This window comes from Microbulbifer maximicatervae (SeqCode) (genome assembly GCF_052467615.1).
In genome coordinates this window covers 558,683-579,300 of record NZ_CP174319.1, presented here as the reverse complement: position 1 = coordinate 579,300, position 20,618 = coordinate 558,683, and the positions used below count along the sequence as shown (strand labels likewise).

22 protein-coding genes are annotated in these 20,618 nt (G+C 49.6%); 11 read left to right on the top strand and 11 right to left on the bottom strand.

Features of this window, described 5'->3' with window-relative positions; translation table 11 throughout:
* Nucleotides 1-411 precede the first annotated feature (411 nt).
* On the top strand, nucleotides 412-1,578 hold the full coding sequence (locus tag ACJJIM_RS02535) for a patatin-like phospholipase family protein (protein WP_444912261.1): 1,167 nt from the start codon (nucleotides 412-414) through the stop codon (nucleotides 1,576-1,578).
* A gap of 205 nt (nucleotides 1,579-1,783) precedes the next feature.
* A complete protein-coding gene (locus ACJJIM_RS02530; protein WP_444912260.1) occupies nucleotides 1,784-2,890 on the top strand; it encodes an acyltransferase family protein in 1,107 nt (368 codons plus the stop codon).
* Between the two features lie 97 nt (nucleotides 2,891-2,987).
* On the opposite strand, the gene ACJJIM_RS02525 is transcribed toward ACJJIM_RS02530, so the two are convergent.
* Complete coding sequence (locus ACJJIM_RS02525) at nucleotides 2,988-3,608, bottom strand: LysE/ArgO family amino acid transporter (protein ID WP_282933969.1); 621 nt, start codon at nucleotides 3,606-3,608, stop codon at nucleotides 2,988-2,990.
* Nucleotides 3,609-3,738: 130 nt separating this feature from the next.
* Between ACJJIM_RS02525 and ACJJIM_RS02520 the strand changes: the two genes are divergently transcribed.
* Nucleotides 3,739-4,641 carry a LysR family transcriptional regulator ArgP gene (locus ACJJIM_RS02520; RefSeq protein WP_444912259.1) on the top strand — a complete coding sequence of 301 codons (903 nt, stop codon included), beginning with the start codon at nucleotides 3,739-3,741 and terminating at the stop codon, nucleotides 4,639-4,641.
* An 8-nt stretch (nucleotides 4,642-4,649) separates the two neighbouring features.
* On the opposite strand, the gene ACJJIM_RS02515 is transcribed toward ACJJIM_RS02520, so the two are convergent.
* Both ACJJIM_RS02515 and ACJJIM_RS02510 read right to left on the bottom strand, forming a co-directional pair.
* Nucleotides 4,650-5,525: a nucleoside deaminase gene (locus ACJJIM_RS02515; protein WP_444912258.1), complete on the bottom strand. Its 876-nt coding sequence runs from the start codon at nucleotides 5,523-5,525 to the stop codon at nucleotides 4,650-4,652.
* Nucleotides 5,516-6,385 (bottom strand): LysR family transcriptional regulator, encoded by an 870-nt coding sequence (locus ACJJIM_RS02510; RefSeq protein WP_444912257.1) that lies wholly within the window; start codon nucleotides 6,383-6,385, stop codon nucleotides 5,516-5,518. Before ACJJIM_RS02510 ends, ACJJIM_RS02515 begins: the two co-directional genes overlap by 10 nt.
* Before the next feature lie 90 nt (nucleotides 6,386-6,475).
* Between ACJJIM_RS02510 and ACJJIM_RS02505 the strand changes: the two genes are divergently transcribed.
* Nucleotides 6,476-6,976 carry a lactoylglutathione lyase family protein gene (locus ACJJIM_RS02505; RefSeq protein ID WP_282933974.1) on the top strand — a complete coding sequence of 167 codons (501 nt, stop codon included), beginning with the start codon at nucleotides 6,476-6,478 and terminating at the stop codon, nucleotides 6,974-6,976.
* A 100-nt stretch (nucleotides 6,977-7,076) separates the two neighbouring features.
* Here ACJJIM_RS02505 and ACJJIM_RS02500 read toward each other — a convergent pair whose 3' ends face one another.
* Nucleotides 7,077-8,282 (bottom strand): multidrug effflux MFS transporter, encoded by a 1,206-nt coding sequence (locus ACJJIM_RS02500; RefSeq protein ID WP_444912256.1) that lies wholly within the window; start codon nucleotides 8,280-8,282, stop codon nucleotides 7,077-7,079.
* Nucleotides 8,283-8,562: 280 nt separating this feature from the next.
* On the opposite strand from ACJJIM_RS02500, the gene ACJJIM_RS02495 reads away from it, so the two are divergent.
* Nucleotides 8,563-9,666 (top strand): glycosyltransferase family 25 protein, encoded by a 1,104-nt coding sequence (locus tag ACJJIM_RS02495; RefSeq protein WP_444912255.1) that lies wholly within the window; start codon nucleotides 8,563-8,565, stop codon nucleotides 9,664-9,666.
* Nucleotides 9,667-9,677: 11 nt separating this feature from the next.
* On the opposite strand, the gene ACJJIM_RS02490 is transcribed toward ACJJIM_RS02495, so the two are convergent.
* Genes ACJJIM_RS02490 through ACJJIM_RS02475 form a run of 4 tightly spaced genes read right to left on the bottom strand, consistent with a single transcriptional unit; the run spans nucleotide 9,678 to nucleotide 13,031 of the window.
* On the bottom strand, nucleotides 9,678-10,115 hold the full coding sequence (locus tag ACJJIM_RS02490; RefSeq protein WP_192879377.1) for an ion channel: 438 nt from the start codon (nucleotides 10,113-10,115) through the stop codon (nucleotides 9,678-9,680).
* Nucleotides 10,102-10,557 carry a tRNA adenosine(34) deaminase TadA gene (gene tadA / locus ACJJIM_RS02485; RefSeq protein ID WP_413664653.1) on the bottom strand — a complete coding sequence of 152 codons (456 nt, stop codon included), beginning with the start codon at nucleotides 10,555-10,557 and terminating at the stop codon, nucleotides 10,102-10,104. Before tadA ends, ACJJIM_RS02490 begins: the two co-directional genes overlap by 14 nt.
* 36 nt (nucleotides 10,558-10,593) lie before the next feature.
* Nucleotides 10,594-11,397, bottom strand: a complete 804-nt coding sequence (locus tag ACJJIM_RS02480; protein WP_413664652.1) for a putative RNA methyltransferase — start codon at nucleotides 11,395-11,397, stop codon at nucleotides 10,594-10,596.
* The gene (locus ACJJIM_RS02475; RefSeq protein WP_282933980.1) at nucleotides 11,394-13,031 is read right to left on the bottom strand and encodes a GMC family oxidoreductase; all 1,638 of its coding nucleotides are present in this window, start codon (nucleotides 13,029-13,031) and stop codon (nucleotides 11,394-11,396) included. The genes ACJJIM_RS02480 and ACJJIM_RS02475 overlap by 4 nt, the downstream gene beginning before the upstream one ends.
* A gap of 84 nt (nucleotides 13,032-13,115) precedes the next feature.
* Here ACJJIM_RS02475 and ACJJIM_RS02470 point away from each other — a divergent pair, with 84 nt between their 5' ends.
* A complete protein-coding gene (locus ACJJIM_RS02470; protein ID WP_444912254.1) occupies nucleotides 13,116-13,805 on the top strand; it encodes a class I SAM-dependent methyltransferase in 690 nt (229 codons plus the stop codon).
* 26 nt (nucleotides 13,806-13,831) lie between these two features.
* On the opposite strand, the gene ACJJIM_RS02465 is transcribed toward ACJJIM_RS02470, so the two are convergent.
* Nucleotides 13,832-13,984 (bottom strand): hypothetical protein, encoded by a 153-nt coding sequence (locus tag ACJJIM_RS02465; RefSeq protein WP_413664650.1) that lies wholly within the window; start codon nucleotides 13,982-13,984, stop codon nucleotides 13,832-13,834.
* Between the two features lie 165 nt (nucleotides 13,985-14,149).
* Between ACJJIM_RS02465 and ACJJIM_RS02460 the strand changes: the two genes are divergently transcribed.
* Together ACJJIM_RS02460 and ACJJIM_RS02455 are read left to right on the top strand one after the other, a co-directional pair.
* Entirely contained in the window at nucleotides 14,150-14,638 is a 489-nt protein-coding gene (locus tag ACJJIM_RS02460) for a hypothetical protein (RefSeq protein ID WP_413664649.1), read from the top strand.
* A gap of 88 nt (nucleotides 14,639-14,726) precedes the next feature.
* Nucleotides 14,727-15,221 (top strand): RDD family protein, encoded by a 495-nt coding sequence (locus tag ACJJIM_RS02455; RefSeq protein WP_413664648.1) that lies wholly within the window; start codon nucleotides 14,727-14,729, stop codon nucleotides 15,219-15,221.
* A gap of 13 nt (nucleotides 15,222-15,234) precedes the next feature.
* On the opposite strand, the gene lptG is transcribed toward ACJJIM_RS02455, so the two are convergent.
* Both lptG and lptF read right to left on the bottom strand, forming a co-directional pair.
* Nucleotides 15,235-16,296, bottom strand: a complete 1,062-nt coding sequence (lptG, locus tag ACJJIM_RS02450) for an LPS export ABC transporter permease LptG (RefSeq protein ID WP_444912253.1) — start codon at nucleotides 16,294-16,296, stop codon at nucleotides 15,235-15,237.
* Complete coding sequence (gene lptF, locus ACJJIM_RS02445; protein ID WP_444912252.1) at nucleotides 16,289-17,422, bottom strand: LPS export ABC transporter permease LptF; 1,134 nt, start codon at nucleotides 17,420-17,422, stop codon at nucleotides 16,289-16,291. Before lptF ends, lptG begins: the two co-directional genes overlap by 8 nt.
* Nucleotides 17,423-17,611: 189 nt before the next feature.
* On the opposite strand from lptF, the gene ACJJIM_RS02440 reads away from it, so the two are divergent.
* The 3 genes from ACJJIM_RS02440 to ACJJIM_RS02430 all read left to right on the top strand — a co-directional run bounded on the left by ACJJIM_RS02440 (nucleotide 17,612) and on the right by ACJJIM_RS02430 (nucleotide 20,556).
* Nucleotides 17,612-19,078 carry a leucyl aminopeptidase gene (locus tag ACJJIM_RS02440; RefSeq protein ID WP_444912251.1) on the top strand — a complete coding sequence of 489 codons (1,467 nt, stop codon included), beginning with the start codon at nucleotides 17,612-17,614 and terminating at the stop codon, nucleotides 19,076-19,078.
* A gap of 128 nt (nucleotides 19,079-19,206) precedes the next feature.
* Nucleotides 19,207-19,629, top strand: coding sequence for a DNA polymerase III subunit chi (locus ACJJIM_RS02435; RefSeq protein WP_282933987.1), 423 nt, complete (start codon nucleotides 19,207-19,209; stop codon nucleotides 19,627-19,629).
* A gap of 24 nt (nucleotides 19,630-19,653) precedes the next feature.
* On the top strand, nucleotides 19,654-20,556 hold the full coding sequence (locus ACJJIM_RS02430) for a hypothetical protein (RefSeq protein WP_444912250.1): 903 nt from the start codon (nucleotides 19,654-19,656) through the stop codon (nucleotides 20,554-20,556).
* Nucleotides 20,557-20,618 lie beyond the last annotated feature (62 nt).

The window sequence follows — 20,618 nt, the reverse complement described above, 5'->3', positions numbered from 1 at the left end:
AGTAGACTAAACGGTTTCCTGATTACCGACCAACTTATAATTTCTAGCGCTCCACCAATACTTATATCAAGCCCGTAAAATAAAGTCCGAAGGGAAATGTGCAGTCTTCAGCCGCCGACTTGAGAGAGTTCCATTAAATTACTGTTCAATACCTGGACATTCAGTCATCAGATTACTTTATGTGCTTTTCGCTTTATAGATAGTGAAATTTTCCATAAGTTACTAAGAGAATAGAAATTACGATTTTTTTTCTCATTCGAATAAGAACCCCCAATAGTGCTTAATTTCCTATCACAGTCCCAAAGCAAGATAAGAAAACAGCCTTAAGTAACTTTTAAATAACCCAAAGAAATAAAACTAATCTGATTTGCCACACTCACTGTATTAAGAGTTTAGCGTTCAGGAAGATCAATGAAACTTCGGCTAGCGTCAGCCCTCACCATACTAGTTATCGTAGCGTTTTTAGGCTTGGTGTACGTCTACAATTATCGACTGACCCAAAGTATTCAGTATGACGCCCACCCTGTTACTAAAGAGTTTATTAAGAGTAATGCTCCCCTTAAAGACAAAGATACTATCAACATCCTTATCATAGATGGCGGTGGAATACGTGGTTTGATACCGCTCTATGTTATTCAACATATTGAAGAGCAGACCGGCAAACCTATTGATGAATTGTTTGATGTTTTTAGTGGAGTATCCACTGGTGCCATTATCGCTACTGGCCTCAATGTGACTCAAGAATCATTTGACGATGATCATCCAGGGATTGAAAACCTTAAATCCCAAAGTGATAAAATTATTGATATTTATAAACAAGATAGTAGATACGTATTCTCCGTACCCTGGTATCACAAATTACTAACCTTTAATGGTTTTATCTCTCCTCGCTTTAGCGGTGAGCGTTTAAGCGAAACCATGGAAAAGCATTACACTGAAAAATTGAAGTTTACGAGTTTGAAGAACTACGTCATCATCCCCTCTCTCAATATTCATATGGGCCAGCTTCAACTATTCAAAAACCGTGGTGAAGCAGTCAGTAAACTACCCACAGACACACTGTATCAACTTGTAACAGCGGCAGCTAGTGCGGAGACTCTATACCCACCTGTCGAGTTCGTAACTACTGGACGGGACATTCATCAGCGCTATTATGCCGACGCTGGTATATATGCAAATAATCCAGCCAGTATTATTTTACGCGAAATTATTAGAGAGTTTCCTGAAAAAAACTACTATGTGCTAATTCTCGGGGCCGGAACTTCTCCACTGAGTACAATGGAAGCTAACTACAGAAACTTAAAAAACTGGGGAAGAATTAATTGGGTGAAAGACCTTATATCTAATGTACAGAGGTCCATGGATGACCAACAAGTATACACTTTGGAAATCGCACAATCCCTTAGCCCTAAAGGGCGAATAAAATATAACTACTTAAATGTAGAGCTTGTTAATCCATATGTTGACCCATTTGACTATAAAGCAAGTAAGAAGCTGAAAGTTCTAGCAGATAGGCTTCTTGAGGAAAATAAAACGGAGGTTGATCAGGTAGTAAACACCCTCAAGGACAAAGGCTAACTATAACGCTGGAGAATACTTCACCTATTCAGTTGAGCTCGCCATTCAGCGTTGCCTTGGATGAAAAGCCATTAATGGATTTGCATGCATGAAAGCCCGAAGATTTGAGTTGAATCACACAGAATACAGATAGTGTGTTCAACTTAGGCAAGGTAAGATCATGCCCATACCTTCTTGGATTGACCATGGATATAGGTCGTTAGCAATGAACACACGCCTTCTTAATCTCGATGTACTACGGGGGCTGTCTGCAACTTTGGTTGTCTGGCAACACAGTAGTGAAGTATTTATCCGCACCCCATCCATCGCCCAGCACGGCTCGGCACTGGCTGAATTTATCAGTCAACTGGATTTTGGCAGGATAGGTGTACTTTGCTTTTTCCTAATATCCGGCTTTGTCATTCCCCACAGTCTTCTTGCATCTAACCGTACTCTCAAGAGCTTTGCTATCCGCCGCTTCTTCCGCTTGTATCCCGCTTACTGGTTATCTCTGACTGCAATTATCGGACTTACATGGTTGCTCGCTGACCGAACATTCTCTGCATCTACTATTCTTGCCAATACCACAATGCTGCAAGGCCTAATGGGGTTTGAAAGTGTTCAGATTCTATATTGGACTCTCACTGTAGAGCTGCTTTTTTACTGTCTCTGCGCACTGATGTTCACCCTTCAACTACTAGGGAATCCCAGATATCTACTCTTAGTGTGCTGGGGGGCACTATCGGTATTTGTCAGCATGCAACTTTTAGGGCAATCATCCACTCCAATTTCCCAGCTTCCCGCCACCACTACTTACCTCCCCTTTGCTATCGCAGTTATGTTCTGCGGAACCCTACTCAGGTATTGCTACGAAACAAGGCGCGGTTATCGTTATATGCTTTGGGGCCTGGTTTCGACTTTCTCGATACCACTACTCGTTATGGCCATGCACCTACTAGGTAGGTCGATCAGCGAAACTCCCCTCCGCTTTGTATCATCTCATTTCATCGCTTTAGCTATCTTCCTCGTTTTTGTATTACTTCCACCAAAGCCAATACGACATTTAGCCACTCTGGGGACTATCAGCTATTCCATTTACCTGTTTCATTTAATCGTTGTCTTTCTCGTCAGCTGGGCCATAAGCCAACCTTGGGGACAAGGGATTATAAGTATTTCTCTATCCACGTTGCTTGTGGCAGTAACACTACTTAGCTTCGCTTTGGCGGCAGCCATTTATTGGTTGGTGGAGAGGCCTTGCATGCAATTTGGGCGCTTTTTGAGCGATCGAAACGGCGGGTTAAACAAGTCAGGGGGAATGTTAAGGGGGAGTTAGTGTGGAAAACTATCGGAATAAGTTAGGGGCCTGGAAGCAAAAAAATAGCCGTAGACTTATTAGTCTACAGCTATTTTTAGCAGCCATTATTGAGTGTCTACTGCGCCCACAACAAGCTGATAGCAATAGTCCACATCATAATGCCCACCAGTACATCGAGTACCTGCCAGGTTCTGGGGTTCTTAAATAGCGGCTGCATCATACTGCCACCCACTGAAAGAAGGGTGAACCATAGCAGGGATGCACTACATGCCCCCAGCACAAAAAACCAGGTTCCATTGCCAGCATACTGCGCCCCTACTGAGCCAATCAGTACAACCGTGTCCACATACGCGTGTGGATTAAGCAGGGTTAAGGCTACTGCGGTAATCAATGCAGAGCGGCGGGATTTCATCCACTCTTTTTGCTCTCCAAGACCTTTATTAGTGAAGGCCGAACGGAAAGCCATAGCACCGTAGGAGAACAGGAAAGCAGCACCGAGCCAGGTCAACCAGATCATCCAGTCGCCACCCGCTTGTGCGAGGTTTGCAACCAGGAACACACCGCCTGTGATCAAGGCAATATCCATCAGTACGCATAAAGCCGCGATACTAAAGTGATATTGTCGACGGATACTCTGCGTCAGCAGAAACGCATTCTGCGCTCCGATCGCCATAATCAAACTGATGGTAGTCAAAAAACCTTTTGCGAGCGGCGCCAGCAACAACCCTGAGAACACGATGCCTCCTGTGTTTCATTCTCTAATTTGGAAGTGCCCGCAGGGCTGCGGGCCTTAATAGTGGCGCGAGATTAAGAGTCAAACTAGAATAAGTAAACTTAATTATACTGATCCCTCATAAGAAATTCTTATGCTAGACCTAAAGCAACTCCAGGCCTTTGCCTTTGTCATAGAGGAGCGCAGTTTTGACAAGGCTGCCGCCCTACTCCATGTCAGCCAGTCTGCGATTTCCCAACGAATCAAAGCCTTAGAAAGCCAGGTTGGCCAAGCCCTATTGATACGCTCCAACCCTTTGCGACCCACTGAAGCCGGCCTCAAAGTGTTGGGGTACTACCAGCAAATGCACTTGTTACAGCAAGAGCTTCTCACTGATATCGATCCAGAGGGAGGCAAGACCCGCTATAGCAACCAGAATAAGGTTCGTATCGCACTGAATGCAGATAGTTTGGATACCTGGTTCCTGGCCGCCATCACACCATTGATTCGATCCCAGCAGTTGCTCGTGGATCTAAAGGTCGACGATCAGGACGCTACCCATGAACTGCTGAAGAATGGTGAAGTCATTGGCTGTATCAGTTCAACAACCAGTAACCTCCAGGGCTGCCAATCAGTACTGCTCGGTCATATGGCCTATTACCCGGTATGCACCAAGGCTTTTAAGAAGAAGTTTTTTTCAGACCCGATTAAGGTTGAAGAGCTCCACTACGCTCCCACAGTGGAGTTCAACTATAAGGATCAATTGCAGAGTCGTTACCTTAAACAGTTTTGGGGCGTGGAGACCGGTCAGTACCCATCTCATGAAATCCCCTCTTCAAAGAGCTTCCTCAGTTTCTTAACTCTGGGGCTGGGTTGGGGAATGGCGCCAGATATTCAGATAGCCAGCCTGCTAAAAAGTGGAAAACTGGTGAAACTCGCTGAAGACCAGTATTTGAAGATTCCTCTTTACTGGCATGTTTGGAATTTAAAATCGAAATTGATTAAAGAGATCACTATCAATCTCACAGAACATGCCCGAAAAGCACTAAACCAATAGTCGAATAGTTAGTGATGGTGCGACTGCCAGGATGGACAGTAATCCAGCTGCAGTTCACCAGTTTCCAGCTGTTTTAGGGTTGAAAGTGCTTGGCGATATATATACTGATTTTCCTTATGCCTAATATCCAGGTTTTTGAAGTTCCGAAAAGCTTCCTGATAAATTTCTTTAGCATCGTCACTCAATAGGAAGCTAACAATATAGTCTCCGTGTAGTAATTCATAATTAAAGTAAGCCCCATCCAGCTTCTCTTTCTGTAAAAGCTTCGATGGTTCTGAAGTTATACGGCGAGTGTAATAATTTCCCGGTTTATCTACGATACACTGAGAATGTTCATAGCCACAATTTTTGTCAAAGCTTTGCTTAAGTCGTTCGATGCTTTGACCATAATCTGGATCAGTTTGCCCGTATACAACACCTGAAACGCCCAAAAAAATCATCATTCCGCTACACATCATACAGGGCTCTAAAGATGTGTAGATCGTAACATTGGCCTTGGTCAAATATTGGCTTTTTTCTCCGAGACATTTCTCTGATAGACACTGCTGCATTAAACGCACTTCAGCGTGTTGAGTTTTGTCATCGCAACGCAAAACTGAATTTAGTTGGGCCCCGACTATCTTCCTGGCATCATTATCAAATAAAACCGCACCAATATTATGGCCTCTTTTATTTTTATCAGTAGGCCTGACCCAGTCCTGGAATACTATAGAATAAGCCAACAACATCAGTATCTTATCTTGCTCATCCTTAACACTCTCAGCTTTAGCTATTCCCACAAGAGAAAGTTGTGATAGAGCCAAAAATAACAGGAAGCGAAACAACCCGGTATTTTTACCAAAACTGTTCAGCTTTTTGATACTTAGGAGCCCGATTACAGCCATTTCTCCATTTCACCAATAATAAACCTGACTCTGGCGGGTACAAGTTGAGTGCGCCTAAGCGCCAAATACAGTGTCTCACTAACGGGATGTTCAAGGCTATGTGCCTTAATCAATTTCGGCTTTCGAAATGCACTTACCGCATAGGCGGGTAAAACTGTGAAACCCAAACCCATACTAACGGGCTCCAGTATTAAGCTTATCTGATTGGAGAACCCTTTTTGTTGAAAAGCTTCAAGACTTCTAAATTGTGGGAAGTTCGCTCCCAATAATAGACTCGCATGGTGTATACCGTCCGGGTGGCCTATGTAGCCCAGCACTAAAAGCTTCTCCCAGTCAGGAGTTTTTACTTCAGCCGGCGTCACTAGCAACAACCTTTCACTGGCGATCGGCCGACTATCAAGCTCCTCTGCTTGTGGCGGGCTGGTCATTAACCCAACATCAGCGCCGTTTTCTGCAATGGCCTTCTCCACATCCAGGTTGGGTGCGAAGCGGCAGCTCATCGATAAACCCTGGTGGATTTTCTGCAGGGATAGCAACTTAGGATAGAGCTTAAGCCCCACGCTTCCGGGGCACATTACTCGTACATCCCCATGGTGGGGAGGGTCTTCACCAACAATTTGCTCCAGGCTGGAAAGTTTCTGAATAATCCCCTGCCCTTCCCGATAGAGCCGATCACCAGCATCTGTTAGCGTGAAGTGTTTACCCTGCCTGACTAACAAAGCGACACCTAAGTACTCCTCTAACTTGCGTATATGCTGACTGACCCCAGACTGAGTCATATGCAAGCGATCCGCCGTACGAGTGAAGTGCCCCTCTTCAGCTAAAGTACAGAAGCTTCTTAACCACACTGGATTTATCATTACGAATGCTACTTGAAAATATTACAAATGATAATTATACGTAATGAATCAGAAGCTGTAACTTAACCGCATTCAACAAAGGAGACAGCTATGAGTAACGCATACCCGAGAACCTTTTCTCATATCGGTATTTCAGTGCCAAACCTTGAAGAAGCTGTGAAGTTTTACACCGAGGTACTTGGTTGGTACCTGATTATGAAGCCCACAGATATCACAGAGGACAAAAGCGCTATCGGTGAAATGTGCACCGACGTATTTGGCCCAAACTGGGGTAGTTTCCGCATTGCTCACTTATCGACAGGGGACCGGATTGGCGTAGAACTATTCCAGTTTAGCAATCAGGAAAACCCAGAAGATAATTTTGAATACTGGAAAACCGGGATCTTTCACTTCTGCGTACAAGACCCCAACCTGGAAGAACTGGCGGATAAGATTGTGGCGGCCGGTGGTAAAAAACGTATGCCGGAGCCCCGTTATTACTATCCCGGTGAAAAGCCTTATCGCATGATTTATATGGAAGATCCTTTTGGCAACATTCTGGAAATTTACAGCCACAGCTATGAGCTGATCTACAGTGCTGGTGCCTACTGATCTTAAGCACTCCAGAATTCACTCAGCATCACTCGAACGATGCTGAGTGAAATGCCAGCACAGAGTTATTCAGAGGCTCCCTAATTTATTTTGGTATTACTCAATCGCTCTGGTCTGCTGTGATGCTGACTACATTACGCAAAACCAACCAGGAAACCACAAAGGCCAAAATTCCACACACCGCAATTACCCCAGCAAGCGACCCTGGTGTTCCATTAAATACCAAACTGGTTATCAGGATAGCTACAGCCCCGATTGACAACTGCATAGTACCAGCCAGAGCAGAAGCCGTTCCCGCTATAGGGCCATGTCTTTCCATGGAAAGAATAAATGCCGTCGGAAGAACCAAACCAAGAAACATATTACATACGATAAGCATGCATATCAGTAGTACGAGATGATCAAAACCGGCCTCTATCACTAAATACATGGTAACCGAGCTTATTACAAATCCAGTCACACCCCACTTCACCAGCTTCACCATCCCTAAACGGGCACCGAAATTTGCCGAAAATTGACTCGACAAGAAGAAACTAAGCGCATTTAGAGCAAAAGCAAGACTAAATTCGGTTGGGGTCAATCCGTAGTAATTCGTATATAAGAATGAAGCTGCCGCAAAAAAAGCAAGTACACTAGCGAAGCCAAACCCTCCTATACAAGTAAGCCCTATATAGATGGGGTCACGTAGCAATATCGAATAAGACTCAAGCAGCGCACCTATTTTAAATGGTATGCGCTTATCCACTGGTAAGGTTTCGTGAAGGCTTGTAATAGCAAGTATCAAACTTAAAAAAGTAGCAATGGATATCCCCCAAAATATGCTGCGCCAACCAAACGAAATTAATAGCAGACTACCAATTAATGGCGCCAACATAGGAGAAATTGAAAGGACAAGAATTGCTGTGGTAAGAAGGCGAGTTGCTTGAGTACCCGTATAAGAATCTCGAATTATTGCTCGGGGAATCGACATTACCGAAGCGGCACCCACTCCTTGCAGGAAGCGAAAGGCAATTAACCACTCGATAGTGGTTGCCAGGGCACAACAAATAGATGCGAAAGTAAAAACCAGCAAACCAAAATAGAGCGGCGGTTTGCGGCCAAACATATCGGAAGCGGGGCCATAAAAAATCTGACACACCCCGAACGCAATAAAATAGGCCATCAGCGTATAAGACGCGACCTGGGTTGAGGTGTCGAGGGCCTTTGTCATCGCAGGCAATGCAGGCAGATACATATCAATGGCCATAGGACCAACAGAGCTCAAAAGCCCCAGGATCAACGCCATTTTTATAAAGCCTGAGTTCATCCACAGCCCCTATTGAACCAACTCCACCTTGGCACCTCTACAAGACACCTCTCACAATTACTAAAAAGGGAGAAGGAAAGAATACACCGCGCTTGGGACCCTATGAGGCATGGATGCCGATTAGGAGCTTACAGGGATGTATTCACAGCGTGTCTCGAGTGCGGTGTATTCTTTCCTTCCACCTCAGCAGTAAGTTCCCTCATCCTTTTCGGACTGGCAGGTCAAACCTTAACCTTCAATCGTAGCAACTTAATTTAGGACCATAAGATCAGGGGAGTTAATGGCCCATGACGCTTCTATACCGCCTGCAGACGGTATAACTAAAGGTGTTTCAGCCCTGACCTCCAAGCGTCCAGGAGGCTCCTGTGGTGCCCGGCTCTTCTTCAACACCTCTTGGTGGAAAAGCCCTGTCATTCTAGCAACTGTGATAGCTCAGGAATTTTTGCCTGGCCTGCTGGCTGCTACCAGCCACAAGCCCAAGCGACACCCGCTTTCCCCACCAACAAGACCACGTCGCCGCCTCCCTTTAAGCTCCAGACGCCCAATTACCTCGCGTGGCCGCCGTCAGCGACCCTATATCGCCAATACCCCCTGTTGGATTATCACTCTGCAACCAAACAGTGATGACGTTGACCTATTACTCAGCGCCGGGAAAATGCAGCGACTGCATATCAACACAATTGAAGGGATTGATGGGCGCTCAGGCACCCCAGAACTGGAAGAAGGTGAGCATATCGCGAGTAACGTCACCCGGTGGCGCCACTTGTGCGAACTCAAGAACTCCGAAATTGGGTGCTATCTCGCCCATTTGAGAGCAATTCGCCGGGCATACCGCTCCGGCTTGGACCGGGTCTGTATTCTGGAAGATGATGTACAGCTAGAACCCTCATTTGGCCGCGTCTTAGCGGAGTTAGAGCAACTCCCTGAAAATATCGAGATGATTCGACTGATGGGACTTAAAGTCCGCAAGCGAAAAGTCGTGCAAACCTTGAATGACGGTGTTCATCAGTTAGTGCGGCCAGAGCGGGGGTGGTGTGGAGCACAGGGATATTTGATTAACCGGCGCGGTATGGAGAAAGTCTTAAAATATGCCAGCCGTATTTTCGAACCCATCGACAAGGTATTCGATCACTTCTGGCAATTTGACCTAAAACTATATGGCGTTGAGCCCCACCTTTTGTGGGAAAACGAACACATCTCCAACATTGTTAAATCCAATATCCACCGCACGAAAGTCGCCCGGTGGCTCTATTGGCTGCACCCTTTCGGAAAACTTTGGCGCAGTGTGGGCAGGCACTTTTATTTAAGGCTCCACTCAAAAGAGTTCTATCCAGCAGAAAAACCCACACAGCGCACAGGGCGTACGGCGCGAATTAAATCTTAAGAACCCTGCGATCAATTCTCCCAATAACGCTGCATTTTTAAAAACATAAAAGAAGCGGTCCAAGTAATCATTACCAGTCCCGTAAGGGCTTCAAGGCCAGCGGTAAAACGCAGATGCCCCAGGGGCTCAATATCACCGAAACCCAGAGAGGTATAAGTGGTGAATGAGAAATAGGCGCAGTCCAGCAGGCTGCCATTAAAGTTGCCCACCAAAGTACCAAAATAAGGCGAATTCACCATAAAGTAGTAGCAGTAGGCAAACAGCCATATTTCAGCCACGTGGGCGATCAGAGCGCCAAACACCCCCAAGACAATCGCCAGGTTATGCTTGATCGGAATCCAGCGGCCAATCCGGGCAAGGGCACTCAATACTTCGTGGTGAATCAGGACGACGGTGGCGACAACTATTGAGTTCACCACAAAAGCAAATGCCAGATCAGCGTCGATCATGAAAGAACTCGCGCACTAAATTGCTTGCCTCTTCCGCCATGACTCCCGACTCCACCGTAATCTTGTGATTGAAAAAGTTGGCTTGTGCCAATTCCAGCTGGCTCTCAACAACACCGGCCCGGGGTTCGGTAGCGCCGTATACCAGCCGCCCTACCCGCGCATGTACCATTGCGCCAAAGCACATAGTACAGGGCTCAATCGTCACATATAAAGTGGTGTTTGGCAGGCGGTAGTTTTGTTGTTTATCTGCCGCTTGCCGCAGGGCTACGATTTCCGCATGGGCACTGGGGTCACAATTCCCAATCGGGCGATTACTGCCCTCCCCTATGATTTTTCCATCCTGGACTAAAACCGCACCCACCGGTACTTCACCGCGCTCAGCAGCGAGTTGTGCAAGCTCCAGGGCTCGCCGCATAAATCCAAAGTCTCTGGGAGTCGCCATAACGCTGCTCTATTACCTCTACCTAGCAAATGCCTGTTATTTATGTTTAATAAAACGACGAATAACAAAGTCCGCTTCCAGCTCCAGGCTGTCGCGCTCTTCGAGTTTCTGTCGTTCTTCACGGTTGCCCTTCCAGGCAAAAGGCGTCATAGCGAGAAAATCTGCAATGGCCTGCTTGCCCTTCAATACGAAAGGGAAACAGCAACGCATATCGACTTCCGGGGTCAACTTCTCAATCACTTTTGGTGCGGGATGTTTACGCGGCTCTTTATAGAGGTACTTCTTTAGTGACCACAAGTGATCGGGGCCAGGGGATACGTCTACCAAATGGCCACCGGTTTTGATTACCCGCTCCATTTCATGATCGGGGGCTGGGGCAAAGATCTTCAGCAGGTTATCCACCGACTCCGAGACCACCGGCAAATTCACATTGCTGGCAACCACAAACTGAGCGCCACTGTCGCGCTTGGCCGCCATACGCACGCCGGATTTTGAAATGTCGATACCGGAAAGGCCGTGGCCATGCCAGCCAGCGGACTCAAGCTCTCGCAGGTAATACCCCTCACCGCAACCGATATCCAGTAAACGGCGGCCGGGCTTGTAGGGCAAGAGCGCCGAAATACTATCAACCAGAGGCCGATAGTAACCGGCGTGAAGAAAGCGCCGCCGCGCGTGAAGCATCTCCGAAGAGTCACCGGGATCTTTGCGGCGCTTGCGATAAACGGGCAACAAATTGACGTAGCCCTCACGCGCGCGATCAAAACTATGTCGATTGGTACAGTGCCAAGTATCTTTTCCTAAAGTTAAGGGGGCAGCACAAAGCGGGCATTGCCAAATCATTCAACTTCCTGAGTGTGTCTATTCTCTTTTACAAACGAGCGCGAAGACCGCTGCATAATCAAATCTGCCGCCTTCTCCGCAATAGCGATCACAGGCGCATTGGTATTGCCACTGATCAGGGTGGGCATTATGGAGGCGTCCACAACCCTCAGTCCATCCACACCGTGTACTTTTAGCTCGCTGTCCACTACAGCCAATTCATCACTCCCCATTCGACAGGTACCTATCGGATGGTAGATGGATTCTGCATGCTGGCGAATATAGTGGATGATTGACTCTCTATCACTCAACTTCTGCTCTGGACGCAAGGACTTTTTCTTGTAGCGACTCAGTTCCTCCTGGGCGAGGATATCCTGTGCCATTTCAAATGCCTCCACCATTACCTGCAGATCCTCGGGCTCACTCAGGTAGTTGGGTTCAATTCTGGGCAGTTTGCGTGGATCGGTGGAGTCCAAAGTGATCTCACCGCGACTCTTAGGCCTCAGGGCACAGGCGTGAAGGGAGTAACCGTAGCAGGTGCGCTTATTAAACCCATGCTGGAAAGTTGGAACTGCCGTCATGTGGAACTGAATATCCGGGTTGCCACCCGCCAGACTGGAACTGGCAAAGCCCCCCGCCTCGGCCACATTGCTGGTTAAGGGCCCTTTATTTAAAAAGATCAGTTCTGGCAGGCGCATTGCGGTGAGGAGCTTCGGCCATAGTGCCTCGGAAAAGCTAACCGCTTCAGAGGCTTCCACTACTTGTATGATATCCAGGTGGTCCTGCAGGTTTTTTCCAACACCGGGAAGGTGCGCTTGCGAAGTCACTCCAGATTTACGCAATTGGTCCTGATCCCCAATACCGGACAGCATTAATAGCTGTGGCGACTGGATAGCACCGGCACTTAAAATCACTTCCTTGTTCGCCAGGATTTTAGTGCCATCAAGCAATTCGACGCCGGTCGCCTTCTCTCCCCTGAGAATAATCCTCGCCACCTGACTGTTGGTACGGACATGTAGATTAGAGCGGCTAGAAACTGGGTGCAGATATGCTGTAGCGGCAGAGCAGCGGCGCCCGCGCCGTTGGGTTACTTGGTAAAAGCCCACGCCATTTTGCTGGCTGCCATTGAAGTCGTTATTCGGCCGGTGTCCCAGGGACTCAGCTGCGCGTAAAAAAGCATGCCCCGATCGGGTTTTCCACTTTAAATCCGAGACCGACAGAGGGCCGTAGCCACTGTGGTGCGCATCAGTACCCCGTTCATTGCCCTCCGACATTAAGAAGTAAGGCAACAAACCTTTCCAGCCCCAACCGGGATTACCCTCTGCTTCCCAGGCATCGTAGTCATCGCTATTGCCACGGATATAAACCATGGCATTTATAGAGCTACTACCCCCGAGGGTCCTGCCCCTCGGCCAGAACAATTTCCTGTCATTCAGGTGCTTTTGTGGCGTGGTATGGTGGTGTAGGTTATAGCGAGTACCCGGTAGCAACTCGCCAATACCCACAGGAATGGAGATCAAGGGGCTCCGATCTTTAGGACCCGCCTCCAGAAGACAAACTCGATTCTGCTCTTCGGCACTGAGCCGATTTGCTAAAACACAACCGGCGGAGCCGGCACCTACGATCACATAATCAAAAATCATTTGAGTGGACATGGGACCTCAGCACCTTTGTAGCTGGATGGTCCACTGACGGTACACTCAAGCTGTGAATAATGACAGGCTGGAGGTCACCCAAGCATGCCCAATTCCGAATTCAGTGATGATCAGGTACTCACCTGCTGGCATAAGAATGCTCATGAGTGGACTAAAGTAGTAGACAATGCCGCCATTCCCAGCCGCCGACTGGTCACTGATGCCGCCATTGTCAGCACAATCATGGCGTACCAACCTGCGAGCATTTTAGATATCGGTTGCGGTGAAGGCTGGCTCAGTAGAAAACTGGCGGAGCAAGGTATTCGAGTCTGTGGTGTCGATGGCGTTAAAGATTTAGTGGATATTGCCAGCGCTCGAGCAGGCGCCAATGAGTCCTACCGGCAATTGCAATACGAAGAAATTTGCGCCGAAAAACTGGAACAGCAGTTTGAACTTATCGTGTGTAACTTTTCCCTTATCGGAAAGGAATCTGTCGAGCAACTGTTCAACAATGCACAAGAGTTAATGCTGCCCGGTGGGTACTTTGTCATCCAAACTCTTCACCCCCATCAGGCCTGCGGTAATGAGCCCTATCGAGATGGATGGCGCCCGGGATCTTGGGAAGGTATTGACGGAGATTTTGAAGAGGCCGCTCCCTGGTATTTCCGCACCCTGGAAAGTTGGGTCCAGCTATTTCGCAACAACAGCTTTGCCATAGAAGCGATTTACGAACCCAGAGCCGATAGCCAACCAACCCCATCCTCACTGATTATTTGTGGGAAAATTTTGCGGTAGCGCATTTTGGAACTCTTTCCTGGCACCTAAGCCCCGATCCGGTGGAAAGAGGAGCTATTCAAGACAATTTTTTCATCAGCATTGGCACAGAAATACCAAAACAATAATAAAAAAACATTGGCGGGCTCCTGCTCACGCTCGCGACCACTTAGACAAAAATGAAAAAGTATCCATTTCATGCGGCCTCCAAGGAAAGAGATGACTTTTTCGGACTGTCCAGTAAGTGGAGTTGCATCAGCCGCCTAATTAATTCGAAAAAATGCTTTGTTAAGGGTGACCCATAATAAATTCAACGACCGCTTGCGGCCATCGAAATGAGAAGTTGACACCCAGGGGTAAACAGAATGCTACTCTGCAGTTTCCGATTCAGCGCCAATCAACTAGTGCCAAAAACCGTTGGCCTATTTCTTCTGCCCGCGTGCTGCGTCTGTTCTGCCGATGAGTTATTTATCCCGGATTCCCATGAAACCCTGAATATGGAATCCGGCAGTCTGTTTTTCTCCGACAGTGCATTTGCTATGGATAACGAAGCACTGGTCCAGGCCGCCGAGTACTTGCGCACCAATAGTATGAGCAACGTACAGCGACGCCTGAATTACCAGTGGCTGCAGATGCACACCAATCCAGATAAGTTTAAGCCCCTGAAAGGTGGCAAGGCATTATCCAAAATCCTGCGAATGGGTCTAGAAACGTACAAAACACAGAACTCCCGCGCCGCACGTACAGGCTTGCTCAGGTACACCAACAACGAGGGCAAGATTGGCAGCTCGGTGGACTATGGCATCTCTCTGTCCGACGACAAATTCAAGTTCTCTTTTGAGCTGGAGTTTTAGGGAGCCCCTGAACTCAGGCGCGCTACCTCTCCTTCCCCGTTTACAGGTTTGTTAGAATCTCCGCCACTTAAAACCGGCGGAGATAACCGTGAGTAGCTCGAACACCCCCAAATCCTTTCCTGAACTCCCTGTTGCCGGGGTGGGTCCACGCCTGGCCGCACTGCTCTACGACACCCTGATACTTATGGGCCTACTGGTGGTTTACGGCTTTATCGCGCTGATGGTTGCCTCTACCGTGGTGGGCCTCAACTGCCAGCCCGAGGCAAATGACTACAACCCCTGTGTCAGCGGACCATTCTTCCAGCTGGGCGCTCTAGCGGTTATCGTAGGGTATTACTTCTGGTCCTGGAGGGCTGCGGGTCAAACTGTGGGGATGCGCGCCTGGCGTCTGCTGCTGGCGAGTCCAAACGGAGCCCAGCTCACTTGGCGCCAGTGCATCCTTCGCGCCATCGTAGCGCCACTGTCTATTGCTTGTTTGGGACTCGGTTACTTCTCTGCCTGGGCCAGATCCGACAAGGCCACGTGGCATGACCTTATCTCCGAATCCGAGGTGCGCGTACTTCCCAAGAAGTCTAAAAAGTAGAAGGCCAGGGGCCCTAACGGGCCCGCTGCAGTAGATACCATCCCGCGCCAAAGCACAGCAATATCGGTAGCAGCACCGCGAGGAAAGGCGGGAAGCCAAATACCAGGGAAGATGGCCCCAGCATATCCTGGACAAACTGGAACACCAGGCCAACCACCAATCCGGTAAACACACGCAGTCCGGTGGTTACTTCACGCAGAGGGCCAAAAATAAAGGAGATCGCCACCATCACAAGACTGGCGATAGTGAGAGGCTGCAATACTTTTTTCCAGAACTGCAACCAGTAGCGACTGGAGTCTTCACCTTTGCGATCGAGGAATTTGCCGTAAGCCCACAGATTGCGCGGTGACAGATCCGCAGGCAAAGGCACCACCAAAGCGAATAACTCTGGCGAAATCTCCGCCTTCCATTCGGTCGTAGGCAGTACTTCACTCTCGGTATGCTCACCGGTGAAGATGGTCGTGCGGCTATTCTCCAGCTCCCAGCGCTTGCCGTCAAAATGGCCGCGCTCAGCAAACTCCACCTGCTCCAGTTCTCGATCAGCACCGAAGTGGTAGCGGGTAACACCGTAAAGTTCACCATCCGGCAATGCCGCGTTGAAGTGAACAAACTCGCCACTGTCTTTCAGCCACAGGCCACTTTCCAGACCGCTCGCCTCCAGCTCACCCAATGCCCGGGCTTTGTCACTTTCGGCAATCACATTGGTCTTGGGAATAACAAATTCCGCCAGGCCCAAGCCCAGTAAAATCAGCAGCATAATGGGCTTCATCACCGCCCAGGTAATCCGACCGATTGAGACTCCGGCAGACCGCATAACGGTCAGCTCACTGGTACCTGCCAATGAACCAAGCCCCACCAGACACCCAACCAGGGCGGAAAAGCCCAGCTGTTCATAAATACGCGCCGGCAATGTCCAACCCACATACTTCAGGGCATCGATAAAGCCGTAATCCTTCTTCAGCTCCCCCAACTGGTCCACTAATGCAAAGACCACAGTGAGGCCAAGAATAATCATCAGTGCGCCACCCACAGCAACAATAACGGTGCGGGCGATATATAAATCGAGCTTACTCACCTGGCGACTCCTTCACACCCTCGGGCAAACGCTTGGGCGGCGCCTTGCGCCAATTTCTTCCCGCTAACAACAGCAAGCCGAGCAGTAAGAATGGCGGGTGAACCAGCCAGATCATTGCCGGATTGGAAATCTTGCCGTCCTCAATCGCCCCCCTGACACCCTGCAGGATTACCAGGTAGGTGATATACAGCAGAATGGCCGGGATCATCCTCGCAAAACGCCCCTGGCGAGGGTTGGTACGGGATAATGGAACTGCTAGTACTGCAACCACCAATACCAATATCGGAAGGCTGAAGCGCCAGTAGAGGTAGGCCCTCTGTTGTGGATCATCGCCTTTAAGAAGATCCAGGGTTGAAGCCGATTCCATCTGGTCCTGCAAGCGGCTGCGCTCGCGAGGCACCTCTAGAATCACTGAGTAACTGTCAAATTTCATCTGGCGATATTCCCGCTCACCGGGAACACCCTCATAGCGAAAACCGTCGCGCAGTACCAAATAGCGCAGGCCTGTCTCAGGATCTATCTCCTGTACACCTTCACGAGCACGGATGACAATCTGCTGGTCTGCCTCAGTTTCCTCTTCCGCACCACCCAACTCAGCCAGGAACACCCCCAACATGGTGGACTTGTCTTCGCTCAGACCATCGGCGTAATAAACCGCGCGGCCGCCCTGGGAGGACACAAATCTCTTTGGTACCAGGTGATCAAATTCGTTGCGCGCCTTTTCTGCATTTAACAGGCTGGTAGAACGCTCCATACCCGCCGGAGAGAAATACAGGCTCATGGACGCCACCACCAGCGCCAGCATCAGTGCTGGAATCATGGTATAGCCCAGCAAACGCCAATCGCTAAAGCCACAGGCGTGCAGAACCGTCATTTCACTTTCTATATAAAGGCGGCCATAGGAGAGGAGAATCCCCACAAACAGGCCCAGCGGTAATACCAGTTCCAGGAATCCCGGCAAACGGAACCCCATCAGGGAGAACAGGATATTCGCCGAAATATCACCGGCAGCAGCTTCCGCCAGGTATTTCACGAATCGGCCGCTCATCACAATTAACAGCAAAATTGCGCTAACCGCTAGCGTGGCAAACAGCAGCTCGCGGCAGAGATAGCGAAAAATAATCACAGGGCGAACAAATTCCTTGGTGACAGCGGTGTGATGGTGTCTGAATCAAAAACGAGCAAGTTTCCCTCTAGGTACAGCAATCCACAGGCAGGCGGGTTAAACTTGTGCGACGCATTATCACTAAAAATTCTTGCTATGTCTCGGCCTAGAGGCATGCAATCTATTGTCAGATTTTAAGGAAAGCGAAAAATGCAGTTCTCCGCCAAGGTTGCAGATATCAGTAAACAACGCAGTGCCTGCTCAATTATTTCAGCAGATGCCAAAAATAACCTCAGCGAAAGTGGAAAAAGCCTGGATAAACTGACCGGGGGAATGATTGCAAAAATCCTCAAGCGCGGGGACTTGGGGGCCAAATCCGGCAGCACCCAGCTGATCAATCTTATCGACGTTCCCAGCGAGCGCGTTCTGGTCGTACGCACCGGTAAAGGCACCATCAGCCAGGCGGAATTCCGCAAGCTGGCAGCCAGCAGTGCCAATGGAGTAAAGAACTTTAAAGAAGCCGCGAGCTACCTGTGCGAAGTAGAGGTTGAAGGTGCCGATAATCGCTGGAAAGCACAGCAAATCGCCATGGCCGCCGGTCTGGCAAGCTATCGCTACACCCTGTCCCGCACCGATGCAAAGCCCCTGCCCCTGGCGAAATTCACCATCCACGCCCCAGAGAAAAAGCAGCTGAAAGCTATTCAAGGCGGCATGGAAGTGGGTGCCGCTCAAGCACTGGGCAGCAATGTCGCCCGTGATTTGGGGGATCTCCCAGGCAATATCTGTACCCCCAACTACCTGGTTGCCCAGGCGAAGGCGCTGGCCAAAAAACATGCAAAGCTCACCACCAGCGTGCTGGACGAAAAGAAAATGAAAGCCCTGGGCATGGGTGCTTTCCTCAGCGTCTCCAAAGGCAGCGACGAGCCCCCCGCCCTGATTGCCATGAACTACAAAGGTGGCAAGGCCAGCGAAAAACCTGTGGTATTGGTTGGTAAAGGCATCACCTTCGATAGCGGCGGCATCAGCATCAAGCCGGGCCAGGCTATGGACGAAATGAAATACGACATGGGCGGTGCCGCCAGTGTCTTCGGCGTGATGAACGCCCTGGTTGAACTGCAGCCTTCTATCAACGTAGTAGGCCTGGTTGCCGCTGCTGAAAATATGCCCAGCGGCCGCGCCAGCAAGCCCGGTGATGTTGTGACTTCCATGTCCGGCAAAACCATCGAAATCCTCAACACCGATGCCGAAGGCCGCCTGGTTCTGTGCGATACGATCACCTACGCAGCCAAGTTCAAGCCCAGCGCAGTGATTGATATCGCCACCCTCACCGGTGCCTGTGTTATCGCCCTGGGCCATCACGCCACCGGTCTCTACGCCAATAACGAAGAACTGGCCAAGAGCCTTCTCCAGGCTGGCGAAACTACTGGCGACCGCGCATGGCAAATGCCACTGTGGGACGAGTACCAGTCCTCCCTGGATTCCAATTTTGCCGATGTCCAAAATATCGGTGGACGCGAAGCCGGTTCAGTAACCGCTGCCTGCTTCCTGGCGCGTTTTGCCAAAGACTACAAGTGGGCACATATGGATATTGCCGGTAGTGCCTGGAAGTCCGGCGCACAGAAAGGTGCAACCGGCCGTCCGGTTCCTCTACTGGTTGAATATCTACTGGGCAAATAAGTAGCCAAAGCGCACAATAGCCGCCGGCACCATCGGTGCCCGGCCGCCGGGCGGTCCATTAATTAATGGGCCGCTTTTGCTTTTGGCGGCGTATCAATATGGCCGGGATTATTTGACCAGTATCTGAAATGACTCGCATTGATTTCTATATTCTCTCTTCCGACCAACCGGAACACGCCGATGTTTTTGCCTGCCGCCTGGCTGAGAAAGCCTTCCGCGCGGGTATGCGTGTATTAATCGCGGTGGACGACCCGCAACGGGCGGAACAGATGGATCAACTGCTATGGACATTTCGCGAGGACAGTTTTCTGCCCCACGCCCCGCAAACTGAAAACCAACAGGCGCAAATAGAAATTAATAGCGGAGAAGACCCCGCAGATCACCACGGCTTACTGATCAATCTCTGCTCCAAAGTACCCAAATGGTTTAGCCGCTTTGAACGCTTGGCAGAAGTTGTGATCCAACAACCGGAACCATTAAAACGGTCCCGATTGCGATTTGGTCACTTCCGCGATCGCGGATATCCGTTACAATCCCATAAGATCAATTAGAGCCTCTAACTACGTCCGAGAGTCATGTCCGGCAAAAAAAACAAACACAAGCACCGCGGACAGCAGCGCAAGCAGCCCAGTGAATTTCTGGATGAACTTAATTCACTGCACAACTTGCTTGTCACCGACGAGAACAATGAAGAAATCCCCGTGCTCAGCCAGGTGGCCAAGCAGGGTAATCCTGTAACCCCAGAGCCCCCCACTCTTCCCACTATTGACGACATAGCAAAACCCAGTGGGACACCAGCTACCAGTGAGTTCGAAGATATCGACACCTCACTGGAAGATATCGACTTACCGATTTTATTTTCACCGGTTGAAGAAGAGATGCTGGCCCAGCAATCCCTGTCGCTGGCAGAGTCTGACCTGGCTCTATTGCGCCCGCTTCAAGAGCTGGCTGTAGAGGATGAGGAACCGCAGGCTTCCGCAGAAACCGGGCAAATCGACGAAGAGCCCGTTGAAGAAAAACCGGTTGAAACACCGTTAGAGCAGATTTCCCGGGAAAGCAAAACTGAAGATTTCCCAGAGGCCGAACCGGAGAGACAGCCCGAACCGCAGCCGGAGCCCCGAGCGGAAAACCCGTTCCTGCCAAATCATATTCGCTCCCGCCTCACCGGTGGACGGCCCCTGCCAGCTGAAGAAAATACCCAAGTAACCGAAGCCCCAGTGCCCCCGGCCCCGGAAGTAGAAGCAGAAGCTCCAACAACAGTGGCCCCAGCCCCTGAAGCCAAAAAAGAAGTTGAACTTCCAAGCACTGAGGCCCAAGCCGCCGAAGAAGATCCGGCCGCAGACCCTGAGCCCTCCGCCAAAGAGCGCCAGCGCCAGGAGTTGATCGAACAACTCGTCGCCCAGCAGCTGCCCAAACTGGAGCGCCGCCTGCGCGCCCAAATAGAACACGTGGTCGACGAGCTCGGCGTTTGGGATTAAGAGACGGCCTAAGGGAGCCTCTGAATAACTCCCTAAGCTCAAATACTGCCTTTTGCCCACCA